We start from the raw sequence: 25,436 nt of genomic DNA on the forward strand, positions 1-25,436 counted from the left end.
GGTTCGGCACCTGTCCCATCCTCTGCATCAGGTCCACGCGGCCCGCCCAGATGTCCATGCGCTGGTACGGACGCATGCGGGACCCGCCAGCTCCACTCTCCTTGCGCCCGCCCGGGCGCGGCCCCTTCCCTTGGCTTGGCACAGCCAATTGTTCCTTCTTGATCCGCATCAATTTGTCGGCGCCGGCTACGCACACACTAGAGTGGTGGTGAGGTCTCGCGCGGCGGCGAGTGCTTGAATCGGTACTTCTGGGTGGTGTTGTGCCAGGCGATTCGCGTGCCCATCCTGTTCGCGGCCCGGTTCTTGCGGCCTGGTCATTCTTTTGCCTGGCCGCACGGCACGCTGCCGGGCGAGGCTGGCCAAAGAATGAGGAAACCGTGAACCGATGCTAAGAGGCCGTTTCCAAAAGATGCTGGCGTCGTTGCGCGGCCTTGGCCGATCCACTTGTACTGGCTGCGGCTGCGCGCCTAGCCAGAACCGCTTCGCTTCATTTTGAAACGGCCTCTAACTCGCGAGGTGATGCATGCCCATGGAACCGCGACAACAGCAATTCTCCCTGTGGTACGTCCTCCTGGCGATGATGATGATGCTTGTCATCCAGAGTTACGTTGGCTCCGTCCATGTCGACAATCTGTCCTACAGCGACTTCAAGGTTCTGCTCAAGGCTGGCAAGATCAATGATGTCGTGATCGCGGATGATGTCGTCACCGGTACGCTCAATACGCAGGGACTCGAAGGCTTGCTGCCCAAAACGCAGGTGGATGCGCTGCTGGGCCAGGGGAAGGGCGATCATCAGTTCGCCACCGTGCGGGTCAATGACCCCAATCTGGTGCAAGACCTCGAAGCCGCCAAGGTACGTTTCCTGGGAAAGGTCGACAACAAGTGGATTGCCACGCTGTTGTCCTGGATCGTGCCCGCGTTGCTGTTCTTTGCGATCTGGAGCTTTATGATCAAGCGCATGGGTGGCGCGGCTAGCGGGATGCTGGAGATCGGCAAGAGCAAGGCCAAGGTCTATATGCAGAAGGAGACCGGTGTTACTTTTGCCGACGTCGCCGGCATCGATGAGGCCAAGGCGGAACTGATGGAGATTGTGGAGTTCCTCAAGAATCCGGAGCGTTACCGGCGCCTTGGGGGAAAGATCCCCAAAGGGGTGTTGTTGCTTGGTGCGCCTGGGACTGGCAAGACACTCCTCGCCAAAGCCGTCGCGGGGGAAGCCGCGGTGCCTTTTTTCAGCATGAGCGGTTCCGGCTTCGTCGAGATGTTTGTCGGTGTGGGCGCTGCACGCGTGCGCGACCTCTTTACGCAGGCGGAACAGAAGGCGCCCTGCATCATCTTCATCGACGAGCTGGATGCGCTTGGCAAGACGCGCGGCTTCAGCGCCGTCGGCGGCCAGGACGAGCGGGAACAGACCCTGAATCAACTGCTGGTGGAGATGGACGGGTTCGACACCAATAAGGGTGTCATCATCATGGCCGCCACCAATCGCCCCGAGATTCTCGATCCCGCGCTGCTGCGCCCCGGGCGATTCGACCGCCATGTTGCGCTGGATCGTCCGGACCTGAAGGGGCGGGAGCAGATCCTCAGGGTGCATGTCAGGCACGTGACCCTGGCCCCTGCCGTGGATCTCGCCAGGCTGGCCGGGCGTACGCCGGGATTTGCCGGCGCGGATCTGGCTAACCTGGTCAATGAAGCGGCGCTGCTGGCGGCCCGCAAAGGCAAGGATGCCGTCGAGATGGGAGATTTTGACGAGGCACTGGACCGGATCGTCGGTGGCCTGGAGAAGAAGAACCGCGTCATGAATCCCCGGGAGAAGGAAACCATCGCGTTTCATGAAGCGGGCCACGCCCTGGTTGCGGAACATCGCCCCAACGCCGACCGGGTCTCGAAGATCTCCATTATTCCGCGCGGCGTCGCGGCGCTGGGCTATACGCAGCAGACCCCGACCGAGGATAGGTATCTTCTCAAGAAAAGCGAGTTGCTCGACCGGCTCGACGTACTGCTGGGCGGGCGCGTCGCCGAGCAGATCGTTTTTGCCGATGTGTCCACCGGTGCGCAGAATGACTTGCAGCGTGCCACCGACATGGCCCGGCAGATGATCACCCAATACGGCATGAGCGAGCGGCTCGGGCTGGCGACCTACGAGGCACTGCCCAACCCCATGTTCGCGGGTGCCGCCATGCTCCCGCGCGATCGTAGCGACTACAGCGAGCGCACGGCGCAAATGATCGATGACGAGGTCAGGCAACTGCTGAAGGAGGCGAGCGTGCGCGTGCAGCAGACCTTGCTGGAACATCGGGATGCGCTGGAGACATTGGCGAAGCTGCTGCTCGAGAAGGAGGTCGTGGATCGCGCCACGCTGGACCAGTTGCTGTCGGGCAAGGCGATTGTGCCGGAGAACGGCCGGGTTGGCGAAATGCCGGTCAGCGCACGGCCGGTGGGAGCGGAATCATGAGCAAGAAGCGGATTGAATATTCATCGGGAGATGAGAACGGCGTCCCATTGCACGAGGGGCACGATGGCTATGACGCGGATCTGCGCCTGCTGCAGATAGAGTTGGTGAAACTGCAGAAGCACTTCATTGGTTGCCAGGAGAAGATCCTGGTGATCCTTGAAGGCCGGGACGCAGCCGGCAAGGACGGCACCATCAAGCGCATTGTCGAGTATCTCAGCCCACGCGAAACACGGGTGGTGGCACTGGGAAAGCCCTCCGACCGTGACCGCGGCTCGTGGTACTTCCAGCGCTATGTGGCGTACTTACCGGCTGCCGGGGAATTCGCGCTGTTCAACCGTAGCTGGTACAACCGCGCGGGCGTTGAACACGTCATGGGGTTTTGCACCGACGCCGAGCGTGAGGAGTTCATGTCGAGCGTCACGGAGTTTGAAAGCATGCTGGTTCGCTCGGGGATCCACTTGATCAAGTACTACCTCGATATCAGCAAGGACGAACAGAAGAAGCGCCTGGCGCAGCGGCGGCGCGATCCCCTGAAGCAATGGAAGGTCAGCCCGGTCGACCAGCATGCGGTGCGCTTGTGGAAGAAATACAGCGCGGCGCGCAACGAGATGTTTGCCCGCACGAACGCCGCGGTGCCATGGAGCGTGGTGCGTGCGGACGATAAGCGCCTGGCGCGCCTTAACCTCATCAAGGACCTGCTGACGCGACTGCACTATGCCAACAAGGACGAGGCGCTGATACGCCCGAATCCGCAGATCGTGTTCTCCTATGACGTGTCATATCTGGAGAGCGGCGCTATCGCGCCATGACAAGGCGCCAGCTCAACGCAACGTGAGCACGTTGGCCGGCGCCGGCCACGATCAAGCCACTTCCGCCACCCGTATCTCCGCCAGCAGCTTCTTCAGCTCCGGCACGCAAGACCCGCAGTTGCCGCCCGCCTTCACGCAGGCGGTGACTTCGGCCGGTGTCTTGAGATCGTGCTTGCGTACCGCATCGCAGATGGTGTTGCGGCCCACGCCGAAGCAGGAGCACACGGTGGGGCCGGCGTCGGCGCCCTTTTCCATCGGCTGGCCCAGCAGCAGGCCGATGCGATCGGCATCTTCCAGGCGGTCCTTGGCGAACAGCGTGGACAGCCACGCGCGCGAGGGCAGGTCGGGGCGGGTGCACACGTAGATGCAGGCCTGGAGGCGATCGTCGACCACGTGGCCAGCGTGGTAGATGCCGGCGGTGCGGTCTTCATATTCGATCCAGTCCGCATTAGGGTCGTCGATGCCGAGCAACTGGCGGGCCCAGGCGGCGCGGTCAGCGATATTCTCGCGGCCGGCGAACTCGTAGCGCTGGAACTGGCGGCCCTGGACGCGCGTCCAGTAGGTCAGCTCGTCCGCCTGGAGATCCTCGCGGCTCAACACGAAGCCATGCCACGACACGCGGAACGCTTCCACGCGCACCGGCGTGTGCTTGAACTCGGGCTCGCCGGAGACAGGGTCCACCACCGGGTTGACCAGCGCGCCCACGCGCGCGTCGGAGCTGAACTGGCTGTTCCAGTGGATCGGCACGAATACGCTGCCGCGCGGGATGCCGCCGCTGTGCTGCACCCGCGCCACCATGGCGCCCCAGCGCGTGGTCACGCGGGCCAGCTTGCCTTCGCTGACACCGGATAGCAGGGCGTCCTGCGGATGCATGTCGACGAAGGGCTCGGCGATGTGGTCGGCCAGCTTGGGCGATTTGCCGGTGCGGGTCATGGTGTGCCATTGGTCGCGCACGCGGCCGGTGTTGAGCACAAGAGGGAATTCGTCGTCGGTGGCGTGGAACGGCGCGCGCGGCGCGGTGGCGATAAAGCGGGCGCGGCCGTCGGGATGGGCGAAACGGCCGTCGGCAAACAGCCGGGCCGTGCCGCCTGACGCGTTGGCGATGCGCCCCGGGGGCGTGGCCATCACCGGCCATTGCACCGGTGCGAGCGCGTCGAATTGCTTCTGGCTCATGCCAGCCAGCCCGGCGAGGTCGAACATGCGTGGCGCGTGGGCCTGAGCGCTGCTGCCCGCGTTCCGGTATGTGCTAAGCCGCGCGTGCTCGTCGAAGATCTCGTGCGGTCCGGCAAAGCGGAATCCATCGAAGCCCATGCGCGTGGCCACCTCGCACAGGATCCACCAGTCAGCGCGGGCCTCGCCGGGCGCGGGCAGGAAGGCGCGCTGGCGCGAGATGCGGCGCTCGGAGCTGGTGACGGTGCCGTCCTTCTCGCCCCAGCCCAGCGCGGGCAGCAGGACGTGCGCGGCGTCGTTGGTATCGGTGCGCAGCATGATGTCGGAGCTGACCACCAGTTGGCACTTGGCCAGCGCGCGGCGGGCCTGGTCGGCATCCGGCAGGCTGACCACCGGGTTGGTGGCGATCACCCACACGGCCTTGACCCGGCCTTGCTCGATGGCCTCGAACAGCGCCACCGCCTTCAGGCCCGGCTTGTCCGCGATGGCGGGCGAGCCCCAGAACGATTGCACGATTTCCCGGTGCAGCGGGTCCGCCAGCTCCATATGGGCCGCCAGCATATTGGCCAGCCCGCCGACCTCGCGCCCGCCCATGGCATTGGGCTGTCCCGTCAGCGAGAAGGGGCCCATGCCGGGCTGTCCCACGCGGCCGGTGGCCAGGTGGCAGTTGATGATGCTGTTGACCTTATCGGTGCCTGCCGAAGACTGGTTCACGCCTTGCGAGAAGCCGGTCACCACCTTGGGCGTGGCGGCGAACAATGCGTAGAAGCCGCGCAGGGCGTCAGGGTCGAGCTTGCATGCCTTGGCTACCTTGGCGATGTCGGCGCAGTCCGGGCCGGCGGCCGCCAGCGCGGCGTCCAGGCCGCTGGTGTGGGCGGCGACGAATGACCGGTCCAGCGCGCCGTGCTGTGCCAGGTAGTGCAGCAAGCCGTTGAACAGCCAGACGTCGGTGCCGGGCTTGACCGGCAGGTGCAGGTCGGCCAGCTCGCAGGTGGCGGTGCGGCGCGGGTCGATCACCACCAGCTTCATTTCTGGCCGCGCTTCCTTGGCTTTCAGCAGCCGCTGGAACAGGATCGGATGGCACCACGCGGTGTTGGAGCCAACCAGCACCACCAGGTCGGCCAGTTCCAGGTCTTCGTAATTGCCCGGCACCAGGTCCTCGCCAAAGGCGCGCTTGTGCCCGGCCACCGCCGACGACATGCATAGGCGCGAGTTGGTGTCGATATTGGCGCTGCCGATAAAGCCCTTCATCAGCTTGTTGGCAACGTAGTAGTCCTCGGTCAGCATCTGGCCGGAGACGTAGAGCGCCACGGCATCGGGGCCGTGCTCGGCGATGATGTCCTTGAAGCCCTGGGCGACCTTGTCCAGCGCGTGGTCCCAGGACACTGGCTGCAAGGCGCCGTCGGCACCGCGGACTTGCGGGTGCAGCAGGCGGCCTTCCAGGCCGACGGTTTCCGCCAGCGCCGAGCCCTTCACGCACAGGCGGCCCTGGTTGGAGCCGTGGCTGGCGTCGCCGGCCACCTCCACGCTGCCGTCGGCATGGCGGGTGGCGCGCACGCCGCAGCCCACGCCGCAATACGGGCAGGTGGTATCGGTGACGGTGACTGAGGCGTCGGCGGGCAGCAGGGTGGGCGAACCGGTGGAGAGGATGACGGGGATATCGGACAGGTTCACGTTAGCGCTCGCTGCTGGCGGTCAATCGGGGACTAGGTCGTTCAGGCGTTCAAGCATTCAGGTGGTCAGGCTGCCATGGCCTCGCACTGTGCCTTGCCGAACAGTAATCTCTGGCGCATGGCGCCTACCGGGGCGCCGCTCTGGATCAGGTCGAAGTACCAAGGGCCGTCCTGCACGTCGCCGTACAGCACCGCCCCGACCAGCCGCCCGCCTTGCAGCACCAGCCGCTTGTACATGCCGCGGCGCGGATCGCGCATGACGAGATCCTCGCTGCCTTCGCCGCCGATAAAGTCGCCGGCGGAATACAAATCCACGCCGGTCACCTTGAGCTTGGTGGCGGTGGCTTGCTGCACATAACGGCGATGGCCGGCCCCGGCCAGGTGCGCGGCGGCCACGCGCGCCTGTTCCCAGATCGGCGCGACCAGCCCGAAGGTGGCCTGGCGGTGCTGCACGCATTCGCCCACGGCGTACACGCGCGGATCGTAGCTCTGCAAGGTGTCGTCTACCACGATGGCGCGCTCGCAGCGCAGCCCGGCCTGCTGGGCCAGTTCGATATTGGGGCGCACGCCGGCGGTCATCACCACCAGGTCGGCGGGGATCTGGGTACCGTCCTTAAAGCATACGCCGGTGACGCGGTCTTTCCCAAGGATGCCGCTGGTATTGGCACCCAGCAAAAAGCGCAGGCCCTTGCGTTCCAGCGCCTGTTTGAGCAGCGCGGCGGCGGGCTTGTCGAGCTGGCGCTCCATCAGGCTGTCGGCCACGTGCACTACGCTCACCTCCATGCCCTGGCGCATCAGGCCGTTGGCGGCCTCCAGGCCGAGCAGGCCGCCGCCGATCACCACCGCGTGGCGATGGTTGCGGGCCGCCGCCAGCATGGTTTCCACGTCCTGGATGTCGCGAAAGGCGATGACGCCGTCGAGCTGGTGGCCCGGCACGGGGATGATGAATGGCTTGGAGCCGGTTGCCAGCAGCAGGCGGTCATAGCCCACCTCACGCCCGGATTGTGAGCGCACCAGCCGGCGGCGGCGGTCGATCGCCACCACCGGATCGCCCGCCAGTAGTTCGATGCCGTTTTGCGCGTACCAGTCGCGGGTGTTGAGCATGATGTCCGCGACCGTTTTCTCGCCCGCCAGCACCGGCGAGAGCAGGATGCGGTTGTAGTTGCCGTGCGGCTCGGCGCCGAACACGGTGATGTCATAGAGGTCGGGCGCCAGCTTCAGCAGTTCCTCGACCGTGCGCATGCCGGCCATGCCGTTGCCGACCACCACCAGGCGGGGTTTGGGGGGCGTGGTCATGCGGCCACCCAGACTTTGCCGTCATGGACGCGGGCCGGATACGCCGCGATGGAGTGCTCCGGCGCTTCCAGGCATTCGCCGGTCTGCAGGTCGAAGTGATGCTTGTAGATCGGCGATGCCACCACGATGCGTTCGCCCAGGCTGCCCACCAGGCCGCGCGACAGCACGGCGGCGTTGGCGTTGGGATCGTAGTTGGAGATGGCGAACACCTGGTCGCCATTGCCGCCCTGATCGTCGCTGTGGCCGGGGCCGACCCGGAACACGGCGATCTGGGCCTTGTCCACCAGTGCGCACACACCGGTATTGGGGACGATGTCGTGCAGGCTGCAAACGGCGGTCCAGGCTTCGGTATGGTGGGTGGGGCTCATGATGTTCTCCTTGGGCATTGGCGCGAGATGATGGGTCGGGACGGCTCAGGCTGCCTTGACGATCACGGGGATCTGCTCAATCCGGGATTTACGCAAGTTCCGTTCCTCGGGCGTGGCCGGGCGGATCTGGCCGCGCGCTTCCATGAAGACCAGGTTGTCGTCGCGCAGGTCGCTGTTGATGAAGTGGCGAAAGCGCTTGCGGGTTTCCGGGTTGGTCACGGCGGCCTTCCATTCGTCTTCGTAGGTGTCCACCACATGCTGCATCTGCGCCTCCAGTTCGGCGCCAATGCCTAGGCTGTCTTCCAGCACCACGGCCTTGAGGTAGTCCAGCCCGCCTTCCATGTTGTCGCGCCAGACGCTGGTGCGTTGCAGGCGGTCCGCGGTGCGCACGTAGAACATCAGGAAGCGGTCCACGTAGCGCAGCAGGGTTTCGCGGTCCAGGTCGCTGGCCAGCAGTTCGGCGTGGCGGGGCTTCATGCCGCCGTTGCCGCACACGTACAGGTTCCAGCCGCGTTCGGTGGCGATGATGCCCACGTCCTTGCCCTGGGCTTCGGCGCACTCGCGGGTGCAGCCGGAAACACCAAACTTGATCTTGTGCGGCGCGCGCAGGCCCTTGTAGCGGTTCTCGATCTCGATGGCCAGGCCGACCGAGTCGTCCACGCCGTAGCGGCACCACGTGGAACCCACGCAGGATTTCACGGTGCGCAGGGACTTGCCATAGGCATGGCCCGATTCGAAGCCAGCCGCGATCAGTTCTTCCCAGATCATCGGCAGCTCTTCCACGCGCGCGCCGAACATGTCGACCCGCGCCCCGCCGGTGATCTTGGTGTACAGGCCATACTTCTTGGCCACCTGGCCGACCGCGATCAGGCCATCGGGGGTGACTTCGCCGCCCGGCATGCGCGGCACCACCGAGTAGGTGCCGTCCTTCTGGATGTTGCCCAGGAAGTAGTCATTCGTGTCCTGCAGGCTGGCGTGCTCTTGCTTGAGCACGAATTCGTTCCAGCACGAGGCCAGGATGCTCGCCACGGTCGGCTTGCAGACGTCGCAGCCCAGGCCCTTGCCGTGCGCAGCCAGCAGCGCGTCGAAGGTCTTGAAGCCGCCCACGCGCACCAGGTGGTAAAGCTCCTGGCGGGAGTAGGCAAAGTGCTCGCACAGGTGGTTGTTGACCGCCAGGCCTTGCTTCTTCATCTCGGCCTTCATCACCTGCGTGACCAGCGGCACGCAGCCGCCGCAGGTGCTGCCGGCCTTGGTGCAGTTCTTCAGGGCGCCGATGGTGGTGGCGCCATCGCAGACGGCGGCGCAGATATCGCCCTTGGTCACGTTGTTGCAGGAGCAGATCTGCGCGGCATCGGGCAACGCGTCGGCGCCCAGCCCTGGCTTGGCCCGGCCGTCGGAGGACGGCAGGATCAGGAATTCCGGCGACTCGGGCAGCTCGATCTTGTTGAGCATCATCTGCAGCAGCGTGCCGTACTCCTCGGCATCGCCTACCAGCACGCCGCCCAGCAAGTACTTGCCGCATTCGGATACCACCAGCTTCTTGTAGACCTGCTTGCGCTCGTCGGTGAACTGGAACGAGCGGCTGCCGGGCGCCTTGCCGTGCGGGTCGCCCAGGCTGGCCACATCCACGCCCATCAGCTTGAGCTTGGTGCTCATGTCGGCGCCGGCGAACTCGGCCTGGTGGCCGAGCAGATGCTTGGCGGCCACGCGGGCCATTTCATAGCCGGGCGCGACCAGGCCGTAGATCTTGCCGTCCCACAGCGCGCATTCGCCGATGGCGTACACGTCGGGGTCGGAGGTCAGGCACTGGTTGTCCACCGCGATGCCGCCGCGCTCGCCAATGGCCAGGCCGCTGGCGCGGGCCAGTTCGTCGCGCGGGCGGATGCCGGCGGAGAACACGATCATGTCGGTGTCCAGATGGCTGCCATCGGCAAAGTGCATCCGATGGGTGCCGTCTTCGCCATCGACGATCTCAACGGTGTTCTTGCCGGTATGCGCGGTGACGCCGAGTTCTTCGATCTTCCGGCGCAGCATGGCGCCGCCGCCGTCGTCCACCTGCACCGCCATCAGGCGGGGGGCAAATTCCACCACATGGGTTTGCAGGCCCATGTCGCGCAGCGCCTTGGCGCATTCCAGGCCCAGCAGGCCGCCACCGATCACCACGCCGGTCCTGGAGCGCGCGCCGCACTCCTGCATGGCCTCCAGGTCTTCGATGGTGCGGTAGACAAAGCAGTCCTTGCGGTCCTTGCCGGGCAGCGGCGGCACGAAGGGGTAGGAGCCGGTGGCCATGATCAGCTTGTCGTAGGGCAGCGTCTCGCCGGTGGAAACCGTCACCGTCCTGGCCGCGCGGTCGATGCCGGTGGCGCGCGCGTTCAGGCGCAGCAGCATGTTGCTGCGCTCGAAGAAGCCCGCTTCCACCAGCGAGAGATCCTCGGCGGACTTGCCGGCGAAGAACTCGGACAGGTGCACGCGGTCGTAGGCGGGACGCGCTTCCTCGCACAGCACCGTGACTTCGAGATCTTGCGAGCCGGCCTCGGCCAGGCATTCCAGGAATTTGTGGCCGACCATGCCGTGGCCGATGATGATCAGTTTCATGATGGTTTCCTTGTTCTGTGGGGCCGCTGGTGCGTGTGCTTGCGTGGCGTTTTTGCGTCGTGGCGTCGGGCGGGCTCAGGAGCCGGCCAGCGCGTTGTCGAATAGCGCCTGCTCGCTGGCCTTGTGCTCGGCCGAGAAGCGCACGGCGATGGCGCACAAGGCGGAGACGATGGCTGCCGCGCCCAGCACGGTCAGTGTTTGCTGCAGGTTGCCGCCCAGGCCCTTCATCAGGAAGCCCGCCGCCACGGCGCCCACATTGCCGCCGGCGCCGATGATGCCGGCCACGCCGCCCAGCGCCTTGCGGTCGATAAAGGGCACCAGCGCATAGGTGGCGCCGCAGGCCATATGGGTGAACAGGCCGAAGCCCAGCATGGCGGCCACGGCAGCCACGACGTGATGCGCCTGGGCAAACCACAACAGGCCCAGGCCTTCACCCAGGATCAGCACGAACAGCAGCATGGAACGCGCATCCAGGCCACGGCGCAGCGCAGCCTTGTCCGACAGCCAGCCACCCAGGGCACGGGCGAACAGGGCGAGCAGGCCAAAGCTGGCGGCGGCCAGGCCGGCACTGCCGAGCGACAGGCCGAAGTGATCCACGTAATAGGTAGCGGCCACGTTGTGGATGAAGATCTCCACGCCGAAGCAGGCGCCGTAGGTGATAAACAGCATCCACACGCGGTAGTTGCCGGCAGCGGCGACAAAGCTGGCCCAGCCGCCTTTCTTGCCGCTGTCGATGGCGATGCCGCGCGCGCGCAGATCCTTGAAGTCGCCTTGCGGGCAGTCCTGCGTATAGCGCCAGTACAGCACCGCCATGATCAGCATCAGCACGCCCGGCACCAGCAGCGCCACGCGCCAGCCCATGGTGTGGCTCACGCCCAGCATCAGCACGCCACCCAGCAGCAGCGGCATCAGCGCTTGCGCCGCGCCACCGCCGGCATTGCCCCAGCCGGCGGCTGCCGCGTTGGCGGTGCCCACCACGTTGGGGGCGAACATCACCGAGGTGTGGTACTGCGTGATCACGAAGCTCGCGCCAACCGCGCCAATCAACAGGCGGAAGAACAGGAAGGCTTCGTAGCTCTGCGCCATCGCCACGCCCAGCACGGGGATCGCACCGAGAGCGAGCAGGCCGGTGTAGGCGCGGCGGGGACCAAAGCGGTCGCACAGCGGGCCGATGGCCAGCCGCACGAGAATGGTCACGGCCACGGCCGCGATATTGATATTGGCGATCTGGTCGGGAGTCAGGCCGAATTCACCCTTGAGCACCGGCATCAGCGGCGCGCAGGCGAACCACGCGAAGAAGCACACGAAGAAGGCCATCCACGTCAGGTGGAAGGCGCGCATCTGCGGGGTGCGCAGGCTTAGCAGTTCGATGCGGGTGGCTTTGCCGGTCATCATGGCTCCATAAAAACAAATGGCGTCCCGCAATCCGGTCGTGAAGACCAGATCAGGGGACGCCGTTGTCCTGGTGGCAGCGGTGAAGACCGCTACCACCCTGTGTGGGGTGAGCGGGCCGCCGTTGGTCCGCTCGCATCTTGTTACGCAAGCGGTGTGCCAGGGCGGTTTGTGATGGATGGCGGGTTTTTTGCGCTGCGCAGGGGCGTCAGGCCGGGAGGCGATGCGCCGAGGTGGGGCGGGGCGGCACGGTCATGGTGCAGTGCAATGGACCGGGGCGGTGCGCGGGGTGGTGCGGGCCGTAGCTGGTTTCAGGCTGTCTACCCGGCCGTGGATGCCGGGATCTGATGGTTATGCCACGTCCTGCCGGCGTGCCAAGTCCTTGGCTCCAGGCCGCCGGAAGCCGCGCCGGACGTTATGCTGCCCGGGCGCGGTCGTCAATTCGGGCCGCTTCGAGTCAGATCGAGGCCGAATGACACACCGCTTCCACGCGATTGCCCGCCGGATCGAAGAGGAACGCCGCGTAGTATCCGGTGTGGTAGTCAGGCCGCAGGCCCGGATCCCCATCCGACACTCCCCCGGCGGCGAGGCCCGCGGCGAAGAACGCATCCACCTGTTCGCGGGACGACGACTTGAAGCACCAATGCCGCTTGTTGGCTTCGATCCTGCTCGGGTCGAGATAGATCGCCAGGCACGTCGACACCGTATCGCTGGACGTGCAGCGCTCCCCATAGCCAAGCGCATCGGGGCGATCATAGACCTTCGTTGCCCCCAGCGCTTGCATGACCGAGTCGTAGAACGGACGTGCCGCGTCAAGGTCGGGCACGCCTATCGAAACATGATCGAGAAGTTGCATTGATGTTTGCTCCAGTCAGTTCTCGGGTCGTTATTCTAGCCAACCTCCCGTGAGTTGCTGGTAGCCGCAATTCGAAGCGTCGCTAGTCACGAATCCTCCCCGGTGGTTATCCTGGCGCCCATGCGCAGATCCGGAAGTTTCAATGCCAAAACGTCTGGGATGGGGCGCAACGATAAAGCGTTCTATCGAGGGCGAGGCTCGTAAGCAGATTACGCTGCGACTTCAGGCGGATTGGGTTCGTTTGCGCGGCTTCACGAGTCTTTCTACTGCACTGTCGGTGACGTCCTTGAATAGCGCAACGTTGCCAGAGGCCCGCGCAGCGAGCATCGCACCGTAGACCAGCGACACGAGCGTTGCGGCCTCGGTTTGAACCGACGAACCCAGTTTGAAGAGGTTGTTTTTCGTGCCCGACTCGAGAACGTGCTCAATCCACGCAGTGAGGTTATCGAAAAACGCTTTTACCTCTTCTGTCACTTCGTGGGGTAGTGACGGGAGTTCGGCGCCGAGCATGCCAGCTACGCAGAACGGAGCACTGTCGTCGGCAATACAGCGTTCCCAATGGCCAACGTATGCGCGCAACTGCGCAAGAGCGTCGGCACCGCTCGCCTGAAGTGACGCCACGTCGGCGTCAAACGTTGCCCGCCACTCGTTCAACACAGCGATCACGAGATCCGTTTTCGTGGGGAAGTGGTGGTGAATGCTCGCCTTGCGAATGTCGATTGCGTCGGCGACGTCGGCATAGCTAAACCCGCTATAGCCGCGACGCATGATGAGTTGCCTTCCCGCCTCAATGATCCTGTTCGCGGTGACGTCCCCGGTTGCTGTCATCTTGCCTACCATCTAGTCGGTTGAATGCTGAGTAGTCTACTCGGAGCCGGCATCAATTTCCAGGCGCGAGGATTTCCTTGTATTTTTACCATCCTACTAGTAGGATGGTTTCGTCGATTGGGAAGATTCCTGCCGACGTTCTCTTGGTTACCTAACGCTTTGGAGCATGAACATGAAGATTTCCTCACACGTAAGCCGTATCGCTGCCGCCATCGCCCTCTCGGCTGCGGCCCTGGGATCACACGCAGCGGTGGCTGCACCCGTCAAGAACATCGTCCTCGTTCACGGCTATTTCGCCGATGGCTCGGGCTGGCAGGCCGTAGCGAAGATCCTGACGTGCGACGGCTACAAGGTTTCGGTTGTGCAAGAGCCGGAAACCTCGTTTGACGAAGACGTGAAGGCGACCACCCGGGTGATCGATGCGCAGGACGGCCCAAGCATCCTCGTCGGTCACAGTTACGGTGGTGCGGTGGTGACCGAGGCGGGCAACGACGACAAGGTCGCCGGCCTCGTTTATGTGGCTGCTTTTCAGCCGGACACGGGAGAAAGCCCCCTTGATCTGACCAAAAAGATGCCACCCGCGACCAAGGCGATCAAGGCGACTGCAGATGGCCACCTGTACTTTGATGAGGCGATGTTCCATGCGGATTTTGCCGCCGACGTTCCGGCTGCCGAGGCCAAGTTCATGGCTATCTCGCAAGTGACGCCGGCAGCCCAGTCGTTTGGTGTCCCGATCACGCACGCAGCGTGGAGGACGAAGCCGAGCTGGGCCGTTGTCGCGACCGCGGACCGCGCAATCCATCCCGATCTGGAACGTTTCATGACGAAGCGCGCTGGGAGCACGACGATTGAGGTCAACTCCAGCCACGTGGCCTATATTTCGCACCCGGCTCAAGTCGCCAAGCTCATCGAACAAGCCGCAACTCAGGCCCGTAAGGAGTGACGAAACGAGACACGCCTCATGGAGGATTGCCAATTCGCAGTCAGCAAGTCGGATGCGCGCTCAAATGCGGATCTATTTGCCCAAGCCCGAGGTAGCGTCAGGCCAATGGCAGCGTCTACCGCTAATGCGGGTCGATGGATGGCGCGTGGCCAGGACAGCGGCTCGTCGACCTGGGCAGCCGCTCGATTCGCGCAGTGCCGACCGTACGGCAATGACGGCTTTCATCCGCCCGCCGCCTGCCCGCCCGTCACCCGCATGATGACCAGATAGGTGCCTTGCCTTATCGTGGCTAGAATGACGGCTCACGGCGGGCACGGCGGCCGTTTCCAACACCTCACTCCCGACGGGATCCCGACGAGAAATGGTGCGGAAAACGACTGCCATGCAAAAGAAGGACACCCCGCATCAAACAAAGACAACCCGGACCGGTACATGGAAGCCGAAGACCCAACAATTCTGATCCACGTCTATGCAGGGGACGACGACGGCGAGCCGATATTCGAGGAGTTGCCCGCCCGCAAAATGGATGAAGATACCTACGAGCTACTCTCATCACCCGGCCTCGCCCTGAACCTGGCAAGAGGTGACATCGTCTCCATCAAGAGCAAGAACGCGCATGCCGAGGTCCTGTCGAGGGGCGGGAATTTCTGCGTTCAGATCTATGAGGATGAAGATATCCCGCAGGCAATCCTGTCACGCCTGGAGAAGATGGTGGCAGCTGAGTTGGGCGGAACGCTGGACGGGATCAACGGCGGGAATCTGTCCTTGACCATCCCATCCCAGAATGGGATGGACCGAATCCGCGAGGTCTTTGACAGGTTTCGCGACCAGACCGGGATTCAGTGGTACTACGCGAACATCTACCGGAATCTGGACGATCCCGATGATGAAACACTGCTGGACTGGTGGCTGAAGGATTGACGGCTGATCGCGCCCAGGCTCACGCTTGCGTGGCAGGCGCTTGCGGGGATTCGCCTTCAGCCGCCGGCGCTGGCCGCTGGCTTGCGTGGTAAATCTCGATATCGTTGGGCCGCACCAACTGATCCGCATCATCCACCAGCGCCGCGCGCACGCGGCGCCCATCCTGTGCGGTAAGCAACGTCACCGGGCCTTGGCCGCTGGTGGCCATGTGGCGATCCCCCCATTGCATCAGCCCGATGATCACCGGCAGCAACTCCACCGCGGCGCGCGTCGGCCGGTACTCGAACCGTTCCCGCTCGCCTGGCTCCCGATAGCTCACCTTGCGCAGGATGCCTGCCTCGGTCAGTGTCTTGAGCCTGGCTGATAGCACGGCGGGGGAGCACTGCAGGCGCTCCAGGAAATCGTCGAAGCGCCTGATGCCGTGGAAAACGTCGCGCAAGATAAGAATTGTCCACTTCTCTCCGATCAGCGAGAGGGTCGCGGCTATCGAGCAGTTGCGGAGTTCTTGGGCGGTGAGATCCATGCATTGAGCATAGCAGGCTAACTTCATTTGCAAAAGTCAGGGTATTGCCTATACTCCTGGCTATGAAATATGAAGTCAGGAGCCGGACATGCAGCCCTCGAATCCTCCCAGCCTTGCCGGCCAATCCCGCCTGACCGGCGGCGGCTGGCATGCTGGGTGCCCGGAATGCGCCGAGACCTGGAAGTTGAGCGGTGGCGAGCGCGTGGTCGTGCGCGCTGTTCGTGCCACCGATGCCGAGAGAGAGCGGGCCTTCGTGCAGGCACTGTCGCGTGAGAGCCGTTATTACCGCTTCCTGACCGGCGGACGCGTGTCCGATGAGGTGATCGACCTGTTCATCGAGAGCAACGCCGGCCTGGCGCTGGTGGTCACGGCGGAAGTGGAGGGGCTGCCGACGATCGTCGCCAACGCTAACTACGTGGTGACGCGTGGCGAGGACGGCGACGTTGGCGAGTTCGCCGTGGCGGTGGCCGACGACTGGCAGGGCAAGGGTATCGGCCGCCGGCTGATCCAGCGCCTGCGCGACGCGGCGCTGGGCGCCGGCCTGCACCTGCTGCGCGGGGATGTGCTGAGCGAGAACCGCCGCATGCTGGCGCTGATGCGGGAGTTCGGTTTCTCCACCCGGCGCAACCCGGAAGACAGCCTGCTGTATGAGGTGAAACTGGTGCTGGGCGAGTTGGCCGGCAACGGCGCGCAGCAGGCCGTGGCGCGGCTATCGGCGGCCTAGGCCTCGGCAGTTGCGCGCTTGCGCGATCCGGCCGTCACGGTGCATCCCACCGATGCCGTGATGATGCTGGCAATCGCCAGCCATTGCTGCGTGTTCAGCGTCTCGTGCAGGAAGGCGAGGCCTGCCAGCGCGCCCATGGCGGGTTCCATGCTGAGCAGGATGCCGAAGGTGCGGCGCGGCAGCCGCTTGAGCGCCACCATTTCCAGCGAATAGGGAATGGCGCTGGAGAGCAGGCCAACCGCCAGCCCTGCCACCAGCAGCGACCGGCTGAACATGGCCGCGCCGGCATGCGCCAGCCCGAAGGGCAGCACGACCAGCGATGCCATGGTCAGCCCGAGCGAGGTGGCTTGCCCGCCGTGCGCGTTGCCCGCCATCTGCCCGAAGATGATGTACAGCGCCCAGCCCACGCCGGCGGCCAGCGCGTAGCCGATGCCCACGGGATCGAGCGTGGCAACGTTCTCCCCAAGCGGCAACAGCAACAGCAAGCCTGCCACCGCAAAGGCAATCCAGAGAAAGTCGATGGCCCGCCGCGACGACGACACGGCCACCGCCAGCGGCCCGGTGAACTCGATGGCAATCGCCAGCCCGAGCGGGACGGTGCGCAGCGACATATAGAACAACAGGTTGGTGGCCCCCAGCGCCGCGCCGTAAAGCGCAATCACGCGGGCATTGGCCAGGCTGAGCGGCATCCGCCAGGGCCGCCACACGCACAGCAGGATCAACGCAGAGAAGCTCACCCGCAGTGCCGTGGTGCCCTGGGCGCCAACTTCGGCAAACAGGCTCTTGGCAAACGACGTACCGATGCAGAGCGAAGCCATCGATCCGATCAATGCCAGCACGGCGATCAAGGTGGCACTTTGTTTCAGGCGATTCAGCGGCAATTGCGACTCTCAGGCGATTCTGCGAGCCCGAATCTTGAACGATCCTGGCCAGGCTGGCTAGGCTGCGATGTGCTGCAAGCGCACAACGTAGCGTTTGCCCGCGGCAGCCAGCGCTTGGTCATCCAGCTTGCCCGCCTCATAGAGCAGGAAGGGCGCGGACCATGGCAGTCCGCAGCGGTTGGCGGTGGCCTGCAAGGGGCGCAGCAACTCGGCCAGCGCAAATAGATTGACGCCCCCTGGCCCGTAGGCTTGCTGCACGTTGCCAGCGGTGGCCGCTACCAGCATGGGTTTGCCTTCCAGCGCGCGGCCCTCGGTCTCATAGGCGATGTAGAACATGCGGGTCAGCACGGCGTCCTGCCAGGTTTTGAGCAGCGCGGGCGTGGCATACCACTGCAGCGGGAACTGAAACACGATGCGCTCCGCGCCAAGCAGCCGGCGGACTTCGGCGTCCACATCGATGGCGCCGTCCGGGTAGAGGGCGTAGAGGTCGGCGATCTCCACGCCGGGCAGTGTGCTGGCCGCATTGCACAGGGCGCGATTGGCCCTGGATTGGCCGAACTGGGGATGGAACAGCAGGATCAGGGTCTTGGACATGGGGGGCTCCGGTTGGTAGTGCACGTGGTGCGTGCCGTGGTGATGTCTCAAGGATGCCGCTTCACATCAAATCATTCCAATGGATAGTTTGTATGCTCTATTATCCGTTTCATGAATTTACGTGCGATCGACCTCAATCTGCTGACCGTGCTGGACGCCTTGCTCGACGAAGCCCATGTGTCGCGCGCCGCGCAGCGTGTCGGGCTGTCCCAGCCAGCCGCCTCCAGCGCGCTGGAGCGCTGCCGCCATCTGTTCAAGGATCGCCTGCTGGAGCGTGCACCTGGCGGCATGCAGCTCACGCCGAAGGCGCAGGCTCTGCGCGCGCCGCTGAAGCAGGCGCTGGCCTCGGTGGCGGCGGTGATCGGTGAGCCTGAGGTGGACCTGGCGAGCTTGTCGCAAACGGTGCGCGTGCGGATGGCGGACCATCCCGCCGTGCTGGTGGCGCGGCAACTGCATCGGCAACTGGCGCGCAGCGCGCCGGGCGTCAATCTCGTGCTGCAGCCGTGGCAGGGCGCCGATGCCGCGCTCGGGTCCCTGGCGCGAGGTGACAGCGATCTCGCTGTATCCGTGTTTCCCGCCGTGGGCGCGGATTTTCGCCGCCGGCCGTTATTGCGCGAGCACTACGTGGTTGCCATGCGGCGGGGCCATCCCGCGGCCACCGGCTTTGGCCTGGAGTGCTGGCTGGCGTACCCGCATGTGCTGGTATCCGGCCGTGGCGATATCCACGGGCCGCTGGACGATGCACTGGCCGGGCTGGGCCTGGCGCGGCGCGTCGGCATGGTGGTGCCGAGCTTCATGATGGTGCCGCCGCTGCTGGCCGACTCCGACCTGATCGCCATGCTGCCCAGCCGCTGCGTGCCCGAGGACCCGGCACAGGCGCTGGCGACGTTCGCGCCGCCGGTGGCGGTGGAGGGTTTTTCCCTCCACCTGGCCTGGCATGCGCGCCGCGACGATGACGTGGCCGTGCGGCATGTGGCGGGCCTGATCGAAGGCCTGCTGGCGGCGTAGCTTAGTAGTTAAGCGCCACGTTGAGCATGACCGTACGGGGATTGCCCACCGGCACGATGTTGTTGCTCAGGCCGCCGGCGTAGTACGCCTTGTCGAACACGTTCTTGACGTTGAGCGCGGCCTTCCAGTGCGATGCCACATAGCCCACGCCAAGGTCCGCCACCGCGTAGCCGGGCACGGTGTAGTTGAAGGTGTAGCCGCGCTTGGCGCTTTCCGCGCGCATGCCGGCGCCGGCGTACCAGCCTGCCAGCGGCCCGCGGAAATGCTTGGTGCCCCAAAGCGAGACGCTGTGCCGGGGCACGTTGTTGAGCGGCTTGCCCACATTGGCGGCAACGGTATCTTCCGTGACCTCGCTGGCGATGTAGGCATAGGCGCCGGCCAGGCTCCAGCCGCCGCCAAGGTCCGCTGTCAGCTCTGCCTCCAGCCCGCGCGTGCGCTGCTCGCCCGTGGCAATGCTGAAGCCGGTATTGACCGGGTCCGAGCTCAGCACGTTGCGCCGGGTCAGGTCGAAGGCCGACAGCGTCACCAGGCCGCTCTTGTTGGGCAAGTCGAACTTGATGCCCACCTCGGCCTGGCGCCCCGTCTCGGGCTTGAAGGTGCCGCCGTTGACGTCGGTGCCGCTATTGGGCAGGAACGAGGTCGCGTAGCTGACATAGGGACGTGCCCAGCTGGTCAGGTCGAACATCAGCCCGGCGCTGCCGGTGACGGCCCGCGCGGTGTCGTCCAGGCGCGTGGCGGCCAGGCGGTCCGTGGTGCTGGTGCGGGCGGTGTCGTGGCGCAGGCCGGCGGTGAGCAGCCAGCGCTCGGCAAAGCGCACCTGGTCGCGCGCGTAGAAGCCCAGCGTGCTGACGTTGTCTTCCTGGTTCAGGCTGTAGGCGCTGGGGCAGTTCACGGCTGCGCCATAGACCGGGTTGTAGACGTTCAGCGCCGCGACGCGGCAGGTGCGCTGCAGGCGGCTCTCGTTGCTGCGGTTGTAGTCCACGCCGAGCGTGATCTCATGCTGCTGCCCGGCAAGCTCGAAGCGCCGCTGCAGGTTGGTATCCACGCCAATGGTGGTGCCGGAGAAATCCTGCTGCGTGCCGCTGCGGTTGAGCAACTGGCTGTTGACGGCCATGGTGCCGCCAGCGATCAGCGTGCCGGCCAGCGACAGCGTTTGCCAGCGGAAATTCTGGTTCAGCGTCCAGCCGGAATCGAAGCGGTGGGTCAGCGCATAGCCCAGCCGGTTCTGCTCGCCGTCATATGGCGCCAGGCCCGGCTCGCCGGTAAAGCGGCTATTGGGCAGGGTGCCGTTGCGGTTGGCGGTGAGCGTGCCATTCACGGGCAGGCCTTGCTGGCGTACGTATTGCCGCTCGTTGTGGCTCGCCAGCAGGGTCAGGTCGGTGCGCGTGCCCAGGTCCAGCGACAGCGACGGCGCGATATAGCGGTTGCGGTAATAGACGTAGTCGGTCGCGTCGTCGCTGTTCATCGCCAGGGCGTTGACGCGCAGCGCGGCCTTGCCGTTTGCCGACAACGGCGTGCCCACGTCCGCTGTGGCCTGCCGAAAGCCGTAGTTGCCTACCGTCAGCCCCAGTTCGCCAAACAGTTCGGGCGTGGGGCGCTTGCTGACGATATTGACCATGCCGCCCGGCTGCACCTTGCCGAACAATACCGAGGCCGGGCCTTTGAGCACTTCCACGCGCTGCGCGCCGAACAGCTCCTGCGCCACGCGGTTGTTGGACTCGACCAGCAGGCCATCGACAAAGACCGATTCCGATGCGCGCTGGCCGCGGATGATGAAGTCGTCCCAGCCGCGCCGGCCGTAGACATTGGTAACCACGCCGGCGGAATTGGCCAGTGCGTCCCCCAGGGTTTGCGCTTGCTGGCTGTCCATCAGGTCGCGCGTGATCACGGTGATGGACTGCGCGCTGTCCGCCGCGGACGTGCCGGACTTGGTCACCCCAGCTGCCCGGCGCGTGGCAAAGCCGGTGTCGGCACGGGGGTCTTCGGCGGCGCTGACCGTGACGGACGGCAAAGTGGTCTCGGCGTCCGGTGCGGCCTGGGCCATGGCAGGGGAGAACAGGCAGCCCAGGGCGGCCGGGGCAATCAGGTGGCGAGTGAGCATGGTGCTGCGAGAGTGCTGAAAGCGCCGGATTGTAAATGATAATTATTATCGTTTGTTAGATTTTGTAATGAAACCGGGCTGTGCTTAGCCCGGGACGGCGGTGCCGAATGCATGCGCCGGTTTTGCGCCTCGCCTTGCAACGCGCTTTCCACCTCAAGCGCGGCAGACTATGGTGACTAGGAGGCAGAAGCCCGAACAGGAGAACACCATGGCATCGTCGGCATCCCCCCGCCGCATCGTGATTACCGGCGCCGGTGGCGCGCTTGGCCGCGCCGTTACCCAGGCGTTCGCGGACGAGGGGGCGCGGCTGGCCCTGATCGACCGCGACGTGGAAGTGCTGCGCGCGCACGCGCCGGTGCCCGAGGCCGCGGACTGGCACCTGTTGCTGGCGGCGGACGTGACCTCGACGGACAGCATGGCCGTGGCAGCGCGCAGCATCCTCGACGCCTTCGGCGGCGTGGATGTGCTGGTGCACGTGGCCGGCGGCTTCGAGATGGGCGAGCCCGTGCAAGCGCTCAGCCGCGAGTCGTGGATGCGGATGATGGACCTGAACGCCTGGTCGCTGGTGGCCGTCATGCAGCATCTGCTGCCCGCCATGCTTGCGCAGGGCACCGGCAAGGTCGTGGCTGTGACCGCGCGCGGCGCCGCCAGCGGGGCCGCCGCGATGGGCGCCTACTGCGCCTCAAAGAGTGCGTTGCAGCGTCTGGTGGAGAGCTTGTCGCACGAGGTGCGCCGGGCCGGCGTCAACGTCAACAGCGTGGCGCCGGGCACGCTCGATACCCATGCCAACCGCCAGGCCATGCCCGCCGCCGATCCCACCGACTGGGTCTCCACCGCGTCGGCGGCACGCGCCATTGCCTTCCTGGCCTCGGACGCGGCGCAGGCGATCCATGGGCAGCATGTGGTGCTGGATGGGCTGAGCTGAGCGGCGTTGAGCCAAGAGGTCTCTACGCCTTGCGCCGTGCCAGCGGCAATGTCGCCAGCCGTTCCAGCACCACGGCACGCATGCCCGCCGGCGCCGGCAGCTGCTCCAGCAATGCCGGCCAGCGCTCGTGCGCCATCGCCACCGCGTCCTTCACGGCGGCGGTGGCGATGCGCTCGGCGATCCGGGCCTTGCGCGCGAACTCGCGGTAGGTCTGCAGGGTTTGCTCGCGCTGCTGGCGGTCGATGGCCACATTCTGGCCGAAGCCGGCAAAGCCCGGCAGGGCGGCCACGCTGACGATGTCGTAAGCGGGCGAGAGCTCGGGGGCGACGCCGTTGCGGTACAGGAAGGAGAAGTTCTTAAGGTGAGCGTCACTGTTGCCCAGCAGGGTATTGACGGCCTGGCGGATAAAGAACTGCCGCACGTCTTCGATGCCACGCACGCTCAGGCGCTCCAGCAGTTGCACCAGGGCGGCGTAGGCGTCATGGCCGCCATACTTGCGGTTGGGCATGCGGGTCAGCAACTGGCAGCCGTCTTCGGCATGCACGCGCCCGCCGGGCTCGCGGTCGAAGCGGTCCACGGCGAGGAAGTGCAGGCCGGGGCCAAGGGCCTCGGCCAGCCCCTCGACCTCGATGGCGGCAAGCGGCGCGGGCCGGCACGGCGCCACCGCCACGCCAGCGGCCTGCGCCAGCTGCATCGACACGTATTCGTTGAAGACCTGGCTGTCGTCATTGCGCGCGGGCAGCTTGGCGATCAGGTCGGAGAGGTGCCCGTGGGTGGGCATGGTGTAGCGCTTGCCGGCATGCGCGGTGGACAGCGCCAGCTTGTTCTGCACGCCCGAGACCGAGGCCGCGCCTTCGGTGGCGCCTTCGATCACGGCAATTTCGAGGTTGTCCGCGCCGCCCGTCACGCCGACGGTGCGCACGTGCTCGGGCAGGGCGTCGATGGGCGCGGGGCGCACCACCACCGCGCCCGGCAGGTCGTCGCCGGCGGCGGCCAGAATGCCGAAATCGTCGCGGTCTTCGGGATGGTGGCGCGTGGCCTCCAGGCGCTTGCGCAGCTCGCTCTCGGGCAACAGCCCGGCAAAGTAGGGCGGCAGCGCCGCGTTGGTGTTGTACAGCGCGGGATGGAAAGGGTTGGACAGCACCGAGGCGGTCAGTGTGTCGTTGCCGGGGAAGGTCAGCGAAAGGCTGAGCGTGGGCCGCAGCGGGTCGCCGCGGAAGGCTTCCGCCGGCACGAAGCGGCAGGTGCGCCCCACCTCGCACAAATGGCCGCACAGCACGCCGTGCAGATGCACTTCCAGATAGCGGGGGCGTAGCCCGGTGCTCATGATTCCTGCTCCAGGAACATTTCCACCGAGGTCTTGGCCTCGCGGTCCGGCCCGCTGTCCTTGCCCTCGACCAGGCGCTTCACGGCGAGCAGGTGCTCGCGTGGCACCAGGACCCATTCCGCATCGAGCGCGGCACCCACGGCTTCGAGTGTGGAGGCGCGCACATCGCTGCGGCCGCTCAGCGCTGTGGTCAGGTTGGACGGCGCCATGCCGATCAGCCGGGCCACTTCCCCCAGCGAGGATTTGCGTGTGGCTCGGCGTGCCTGGAGCTGATCAAAGAATGATGCCATGGCATATTTTCACATCAAAAGATATGAAATAGCATAGCACACGACAGCGTTTATTATGTCATTGCATAATATATCTCAAATAAACATGTCATAGCATAATAGCCTGTGCGATCAGGCCGCCTTGCTCTGGTCTGCCGCTTGCCCTGCGGACGCCAGAACGCGGAAGTGGCCCAGCTCATCCGGCGCGCACTGCGCAATCAACCCGGTTTCCCAGGCCAGGTAGGCGCGCGCGGCGTCCTTGTTGCCTTCGTGCCGGTCGTGCACGAAAAACAGGTAGTCGATACGCGCTTCCGGGGGCAGCCCCACCGGCTCGGCCGCCTCGGGCAGCCCCGCGGCCTGCCAGGTGCGGTAGCCCTCCGCCAGCCGGTACACGTGGCGGTAGCCGGCGGCCAGCAGATCCTGCCCGGCCAGGTTGGCGATGTGCGGCTCGCTCGCGATCAGGATGACTGGCTGGTCGGGGGTGGCGCCAAGGCGGTCCAGCGTGGCGGGCAGGCGCGGGCGGATCGACCAGGCCGCGCCTTCGGCGTGGCCGCGGGCGTATTCGGCGCTTTCGCGCAGGTCGATGCGCAGCGCGTCGGGCGCCTGTGCGTACAGCGCGCGCAGCAGGTTGGCGTCGAGCACCGGCAGGGCGTGGGCGGGCAGGGTGCGCGGCGGCGCGCTCGCCTTGATGGCGGCATTGACGCCGTGCGCGAGCACGGCGCTCTCATAGCCCAGCTGGTAAAGCCAGCTGGCCACCACCGGTGCGCGCACGCCATCGTCGTCGAACACGATCACGCGGCTGCCGCGTACGCCGATGTACTGGTCGGTGGCCTGCACCAGCTGGCCGCCGGGTGCGTGCCGCGCGCCGTCGATCGAGCCTTGCGCGAATTCCTCGGCAGTGCGGATATCCAGCAGGTAGGTGGTGCGGCTCTCATCGTCCAGCCACTGCTGCGCCTGCGTGGCCGACAGCGCGGGCAAGCCGGCGCGCTGCAGCAGCCGGGCCGAGCGAGCGCGCGCCTCGGCCAGCTCGCTGGCCGGCGGGGCCGCCGGGTAGCGGCGCTGGCTGCCATGCTCGAGCGCGTGGTCGGCCAGGTACCAGCCCTGCGTGCCATTCTCCAGCGCCAGCACCGGATTGGGCAGGCCAAGGTTGCGCAGCGTCTGCGCGCCGATGATGCTGCGCGTGCGCCCGGCGCAGTGCACCACCACGGTGGTCTGCGCATCCGGCAGCAGCGCCGCCAGGCGCAGGGCCAGCTCGCCGTTGGGCAGGCTGTGCGCGCCGGGGATGGTCATCTTCTGGTGCTCGGCAAAGGTGCGGCCATCCACCAGCACCAGCGGCTCGCCGCTGTCGCGGCGCGCCACCAGCTCAGCAGCGCTCAGGCGCGGCGTGTGCTGCTGGTGCTCGACCAGTTCGCCAAACGTCTTCGATGGTACGTTGACGCCCTTGAACAAGGTGTAGCCGGCCGCGGCCCACGCTGCGGCACCGCCCGCCAGCAGCGTGAGATTGCTGTAGCCCAGGCTAGCCAGCCGCTGTGCCGCCAGCTCGGCCACGCCGTCGCCGGCGTCGAGCAGCACGATGCGCTCGGCCAGGCGCGGCGCCAGCAGGGCAACATCCAGCTCCAGCCGGCTGTAGGGCAGGGGCACGGCGAAGAAGGGATGGCCCTCGCCATATTGGCCGTGCTCGCGCACGTCGAACAGCGCCAGGGGCTGGCCGTCGTTAAGCCAGCCGCGCAAGGTGACGGCGTCGATGGATTGGGTCATGGCGTGCTCCGCGTGAACAAGGG

The 25,436-nt window shown here is 65.8% G+C and carries 21 protein-coding genes; 7 read left to right on the plus strand and 14 right to left on the minus strand.

The genetic code is table 11. The annotated features are described in order from the left end of the window. Positions 1 to 529 precede the first annotated feature (529 nt). Complete coding sequence (gene ftsH / locus F7R26_RS26320; RefSeq protein WP_150992260.1) at positions 530 to 2,452, plus strand: ATP-dependent zinc metalloprotease FtsH; 1,923 nt, start codon at positions 530 to 532, stop codon at positions 2,450 to 2,452. After that, entirely contained in the window at positions 2,449 to 3,261 is an 813-nt protein-coding gene (gene ppk2, locus F7R26_RS26325) for a polyphosphate kinase 2 (RefSeq protein WP_150992258.1), read from the plus strand. The genes ftsH and ppk2 overlap by 4 nt, the downstream gene beginning before the upstream one ends. A 51-nt stretch (positions 3,262 to 3,312) precedes the next feature. Here ppk2 and F7R26_RS26330 read toward each other — a convergent pair whose 3' ends face one another. From F7R26_RS26330 to F7R26_RS26360, 7 genes are all read right to left on the minus strand, one after another. Further along, positions 3,313 to 6,105 carry a nitrate reductase gene (locus F7R26_RS26330; RefSeq protein ID WP_150992257.1) on the minus strand — a complete coding sequence of 931 codons (2,793 nt, stop codon included), beginning with the start codon at positions 6,103 to 6,105 and terminating at the stop codon, positions 3,313 to 3,315. A gap of 65 nt (positions 6,106 to 6,170) precedes the next feature. Beyond that, complete coding sequence (locus F7R26_RS26335) at positions 6,171 to 7,400, minus strand: NAD(P)/FAD-dependent oxidoreductase (RefSeq protein ID WP_150992255.1); 1,230 nt, start codon at positions 7,398 to 7,400, stop codon at positions 6,171 to 6,173. Further along, complete coding sequence (nirD, locus tag F7R26_RS26340) at positions 7,397 to 7,768, minus strand: nitrite reductase small subunit NirD (protein WP_150992253.1); 372 nt, start codon at positions 7,766 to 7,768, stop codon at positions 7,397 to 7,399. Before nirD ends, F7R26_RS26335 begins: the two co-directional genes overlap by 4 nt. A gap of 45 nt (positions 7,769 to 7,813) precedes the next feature. Further along, entirely contained in the window at positions 7,814 to 10,363 is a 2,550-nt protein-coding gene (gene nirB / locus F7R26_RS26345) for a nitrite reductase large subunit NirB (RefSeq protein ID WP_150992252.1), read from the minus strand. Between the two features lie 75 nt (positions 10,364 to 10,438). Then, positions 10,439 to 11,755 carry an MFS transporter gene (locus F7R26_RS26350; RefSeq protein WP_150992294.1) on the minus strand — a complete coding sequence of 439 codons (1,317 nt, stop codon included), beginning with the start codon at positions 11,753 to 11,755 and terminating at the stop codon, positions 10,439 to 10,441. A gap of 457 nt (positions 11,756 to 12,212) precedes the next feature. Beyond that, on the minus strand, positions 12,213 to 12,611 hold the full coding sequence (locus F7R26_RS26355) for a VOC family protein (protein WP_150992250.1): 399 nt from the start codon (positions 12,609 to 12,611) through the stop codon (positions 12,213 to 12,215). Between the two features lie 222 nt (positions 12,612 to 12,833). Continuing rightward, a complete protein-coding gene (locus F7R26_RS26360) occupies positions 12,834 to 13,439 on the minus strand; it encodes a TetR/AcrR family transcriptional regulator (protein ID WP_150992248.1) in 606 nt (201 codons plus the stop codon). Between the two features lie 172 nt (positions 13,440 to 13,611). Between F7R26_RS26360 and F7R26_RS26365 the strand changes: the two genes are divergently transcribed. Together F7R26_RS26365 and F7R26_RS26370 are read left to right on the plus strand one after the other, a co-directional pair. Continuing rightward, positions 13,612 to 14,382, plus strand: coding sequence for an alpha/beta hydrolase (locus tag F7R26_RS26365; protein ID WP_150992246.1), 771 nt, complete (start codon positions 13,612 to 13,614; stop codon positions 14,380 to 14,382). Positions 14,383 to 14,814: 432 nt separating this feature from the next. Then, positions 14,815 to 15,303: a DUF4265 domain-containing protein gene (locus F7R26_RS26370; protein WP_150992242.1), complete on the plus strand. Its 489-nt coding sequence runs from the start codon at positions 14,815 to 14,817 to the stop codon at positions 15,301 to 15,303. A 19-nt stretch (positions 15,304 to 15,322) separates the two neighbouring features. Here F7R26_RS26370 and F7R26_RS26375 read toward each other — a convergent pair whose 3' ends face one another. Continuing rightward, complete coding sequence (locus F7R26_RS26375; protein ID WP_150992240.1) at positions 15,323 to 15,826, minus strand: winged helix-turn-helix transcriptional regulator; 504 nt, start codon at positions 15,824 to 15,826, stop codon at positions 15,323 to 15,325. 88 nt (positions 15,827 to 15,914) lie between these two features. Between F7R26_RS26375 and F7R26_RS26380 the strand changes: the two genes are divergently transcribed. Beyond that, positions 15,915 to 16,550 (plus strand): GNAT family N-acetyltransferase, encoded by a 636-nt coding sequence (locus tag F7R26_RS26380; protein WP_150992238.1) that lies wholly within the window; start codon positions 15,915 to 15,917, stop codon positions 16,548 to 16,550. On the opposite strand, the gene F7R26_RS26385 is transcribed toward F7R26_RS26380, so the two are convergent. Further along, positions 16,547 to 17,431, minus strand: coding sequence for an EamA family transporter (locus F7R26_RS26385; protein WP_150992236.1), 885 nt, complete (start codon positions 17,429 to 17,431; stop codon positions 16,547 to 16,549). The genes F7R26_RS26380 and F7R26_RS26385 overlap by 4 nt on opposite strands. Before the next feature lie 57 nt (positions 17,432 to 17,488). After that, positions 17,489 to 18,025: an NAD(P)H-dependent oxidoreductase gene (locus F7R26_RS26390; RefSeq protein ID WP_150992234.1), complete on the minus strand. Its 537-nt coding sequence runs from the start codon at positions 18,023 to 18,025 to the stop codon at positions 17,489 to 17,491. 111 nt (positions 18,026 to 18,136) lie between these two features. Here F7R26_RS26390 and F7R26_RS26395 point away from each other — a divergent pair, with 111 nt between their 5' ends. Then, on the plus strand, positions 18,137 to 19,033 hold the full coding sequence (locus F7R26_RS26395; RefSeq protein ID WP_150992232.1) for a LysR family transcriptional regulator: 897 nt from the start codon (positions 18,137 to 18,139) through the stop codon (positions 19,031 to 19,033). 1 nt (position 19,034) lies between these two features. Here F7R26_RS26395 and F7R26_RS26400 read toward each other — a convergent pair whose 3' ends face one another. Next, positions 19,035 to 21,134, minus strand: coding sequence for a TonB-dependent siderophore receptor (locus tag F7R26_RS26400; RefSeq protein ID WP_150992230.1), 2,100 nt, complete (start codon positions 21,132 to 21,134; stop codon positions 19,035 to 19,037). A gap of 208 nt (positions 21,135 to 21,342) precedes the next feature. Between F7R26_RS26400 and F7R26_RS26405 the strand changes: the two genes are divergently transcribed. Further along, positions 21,343 to 22,059 carry an SDR family NAD(P)-dependent oxidoreductase gene (locus F7R26_RS26405; RefSeq protein ID WP_150992228.1) on the plus strand — a complete coding sequence of 239 codons (717 nt, stop codon included), beginning with the start codon at positions 21,343 to 21,345 and terminating at the stop codon, positions 22,057 to 22,059. Positions 22,060 to 22,081: 22 nt separating this feature from the next. Here F7R26_RS26405 and F7R26_RS26410 read toward each other — a convergent pair whose 3' ends face one another. The 3 genes from F7R26_RS26410 to F7R26_RS26420 all read right to left on the minus strand — a co-directional run bounded on the left by F7R26_RS26410 (position 22,082) and on the right by F7R26_RS26420 (position 25,413). Further along, positions 22,082 to 23,386 carry a type II toxin-antitoxin system HipA family toxin gene (locus tag F7R26_RS26410; protein WP_150992226.1) on the minus strand — a complete coding sequence of 435 codons (1,305 nt, stop codon included), beginning with the start codon at positions 23,384 to 23,386 and terminating at the stop codon, positions 22,082 to 22,084. Then, positions 23,383 to 23,676, minus strand: a complete 294-nt coding sequence (locus F7R26_RS26415; protein ID WP_150992224.1) for a helix-turn-helix domain-containing protein — start codon at positions 23,674 to 23,676, stop codon at positions 23,383 to 23,385. Before F7R26_RS26415 ends, F7R26_RS26410 begins: the two co-directional genes overlap by 4 nt. A gap of 111 nt (positions 23,677 to 23,787) precedes the next feature. After that, positions 23,788 to 25,413 (minus strand): rhodanese-like domain-containing protein, encoded by a 1,626-nt coding sequence (locus F7R26_RS26420; RefSeq protein ID WP_150992222.1) that lies wholly within the window; start codon positions 25,411 to 25,413, stop codon positions 23,788 to 23,790. Positions 25,414 to 25,436: the final 23 nt, after the last annotated feature.

It is taken from the genome of Cupriavidus basilensis (genome assembly GCF_008801925.2).
Classification (GTDB): Bacteria; Pseudomonadota; Gammaproteobacteria; order Burkholderiales; family Burkholderiaceae; genus Cupriavidus; species Cupriavidus basilensis.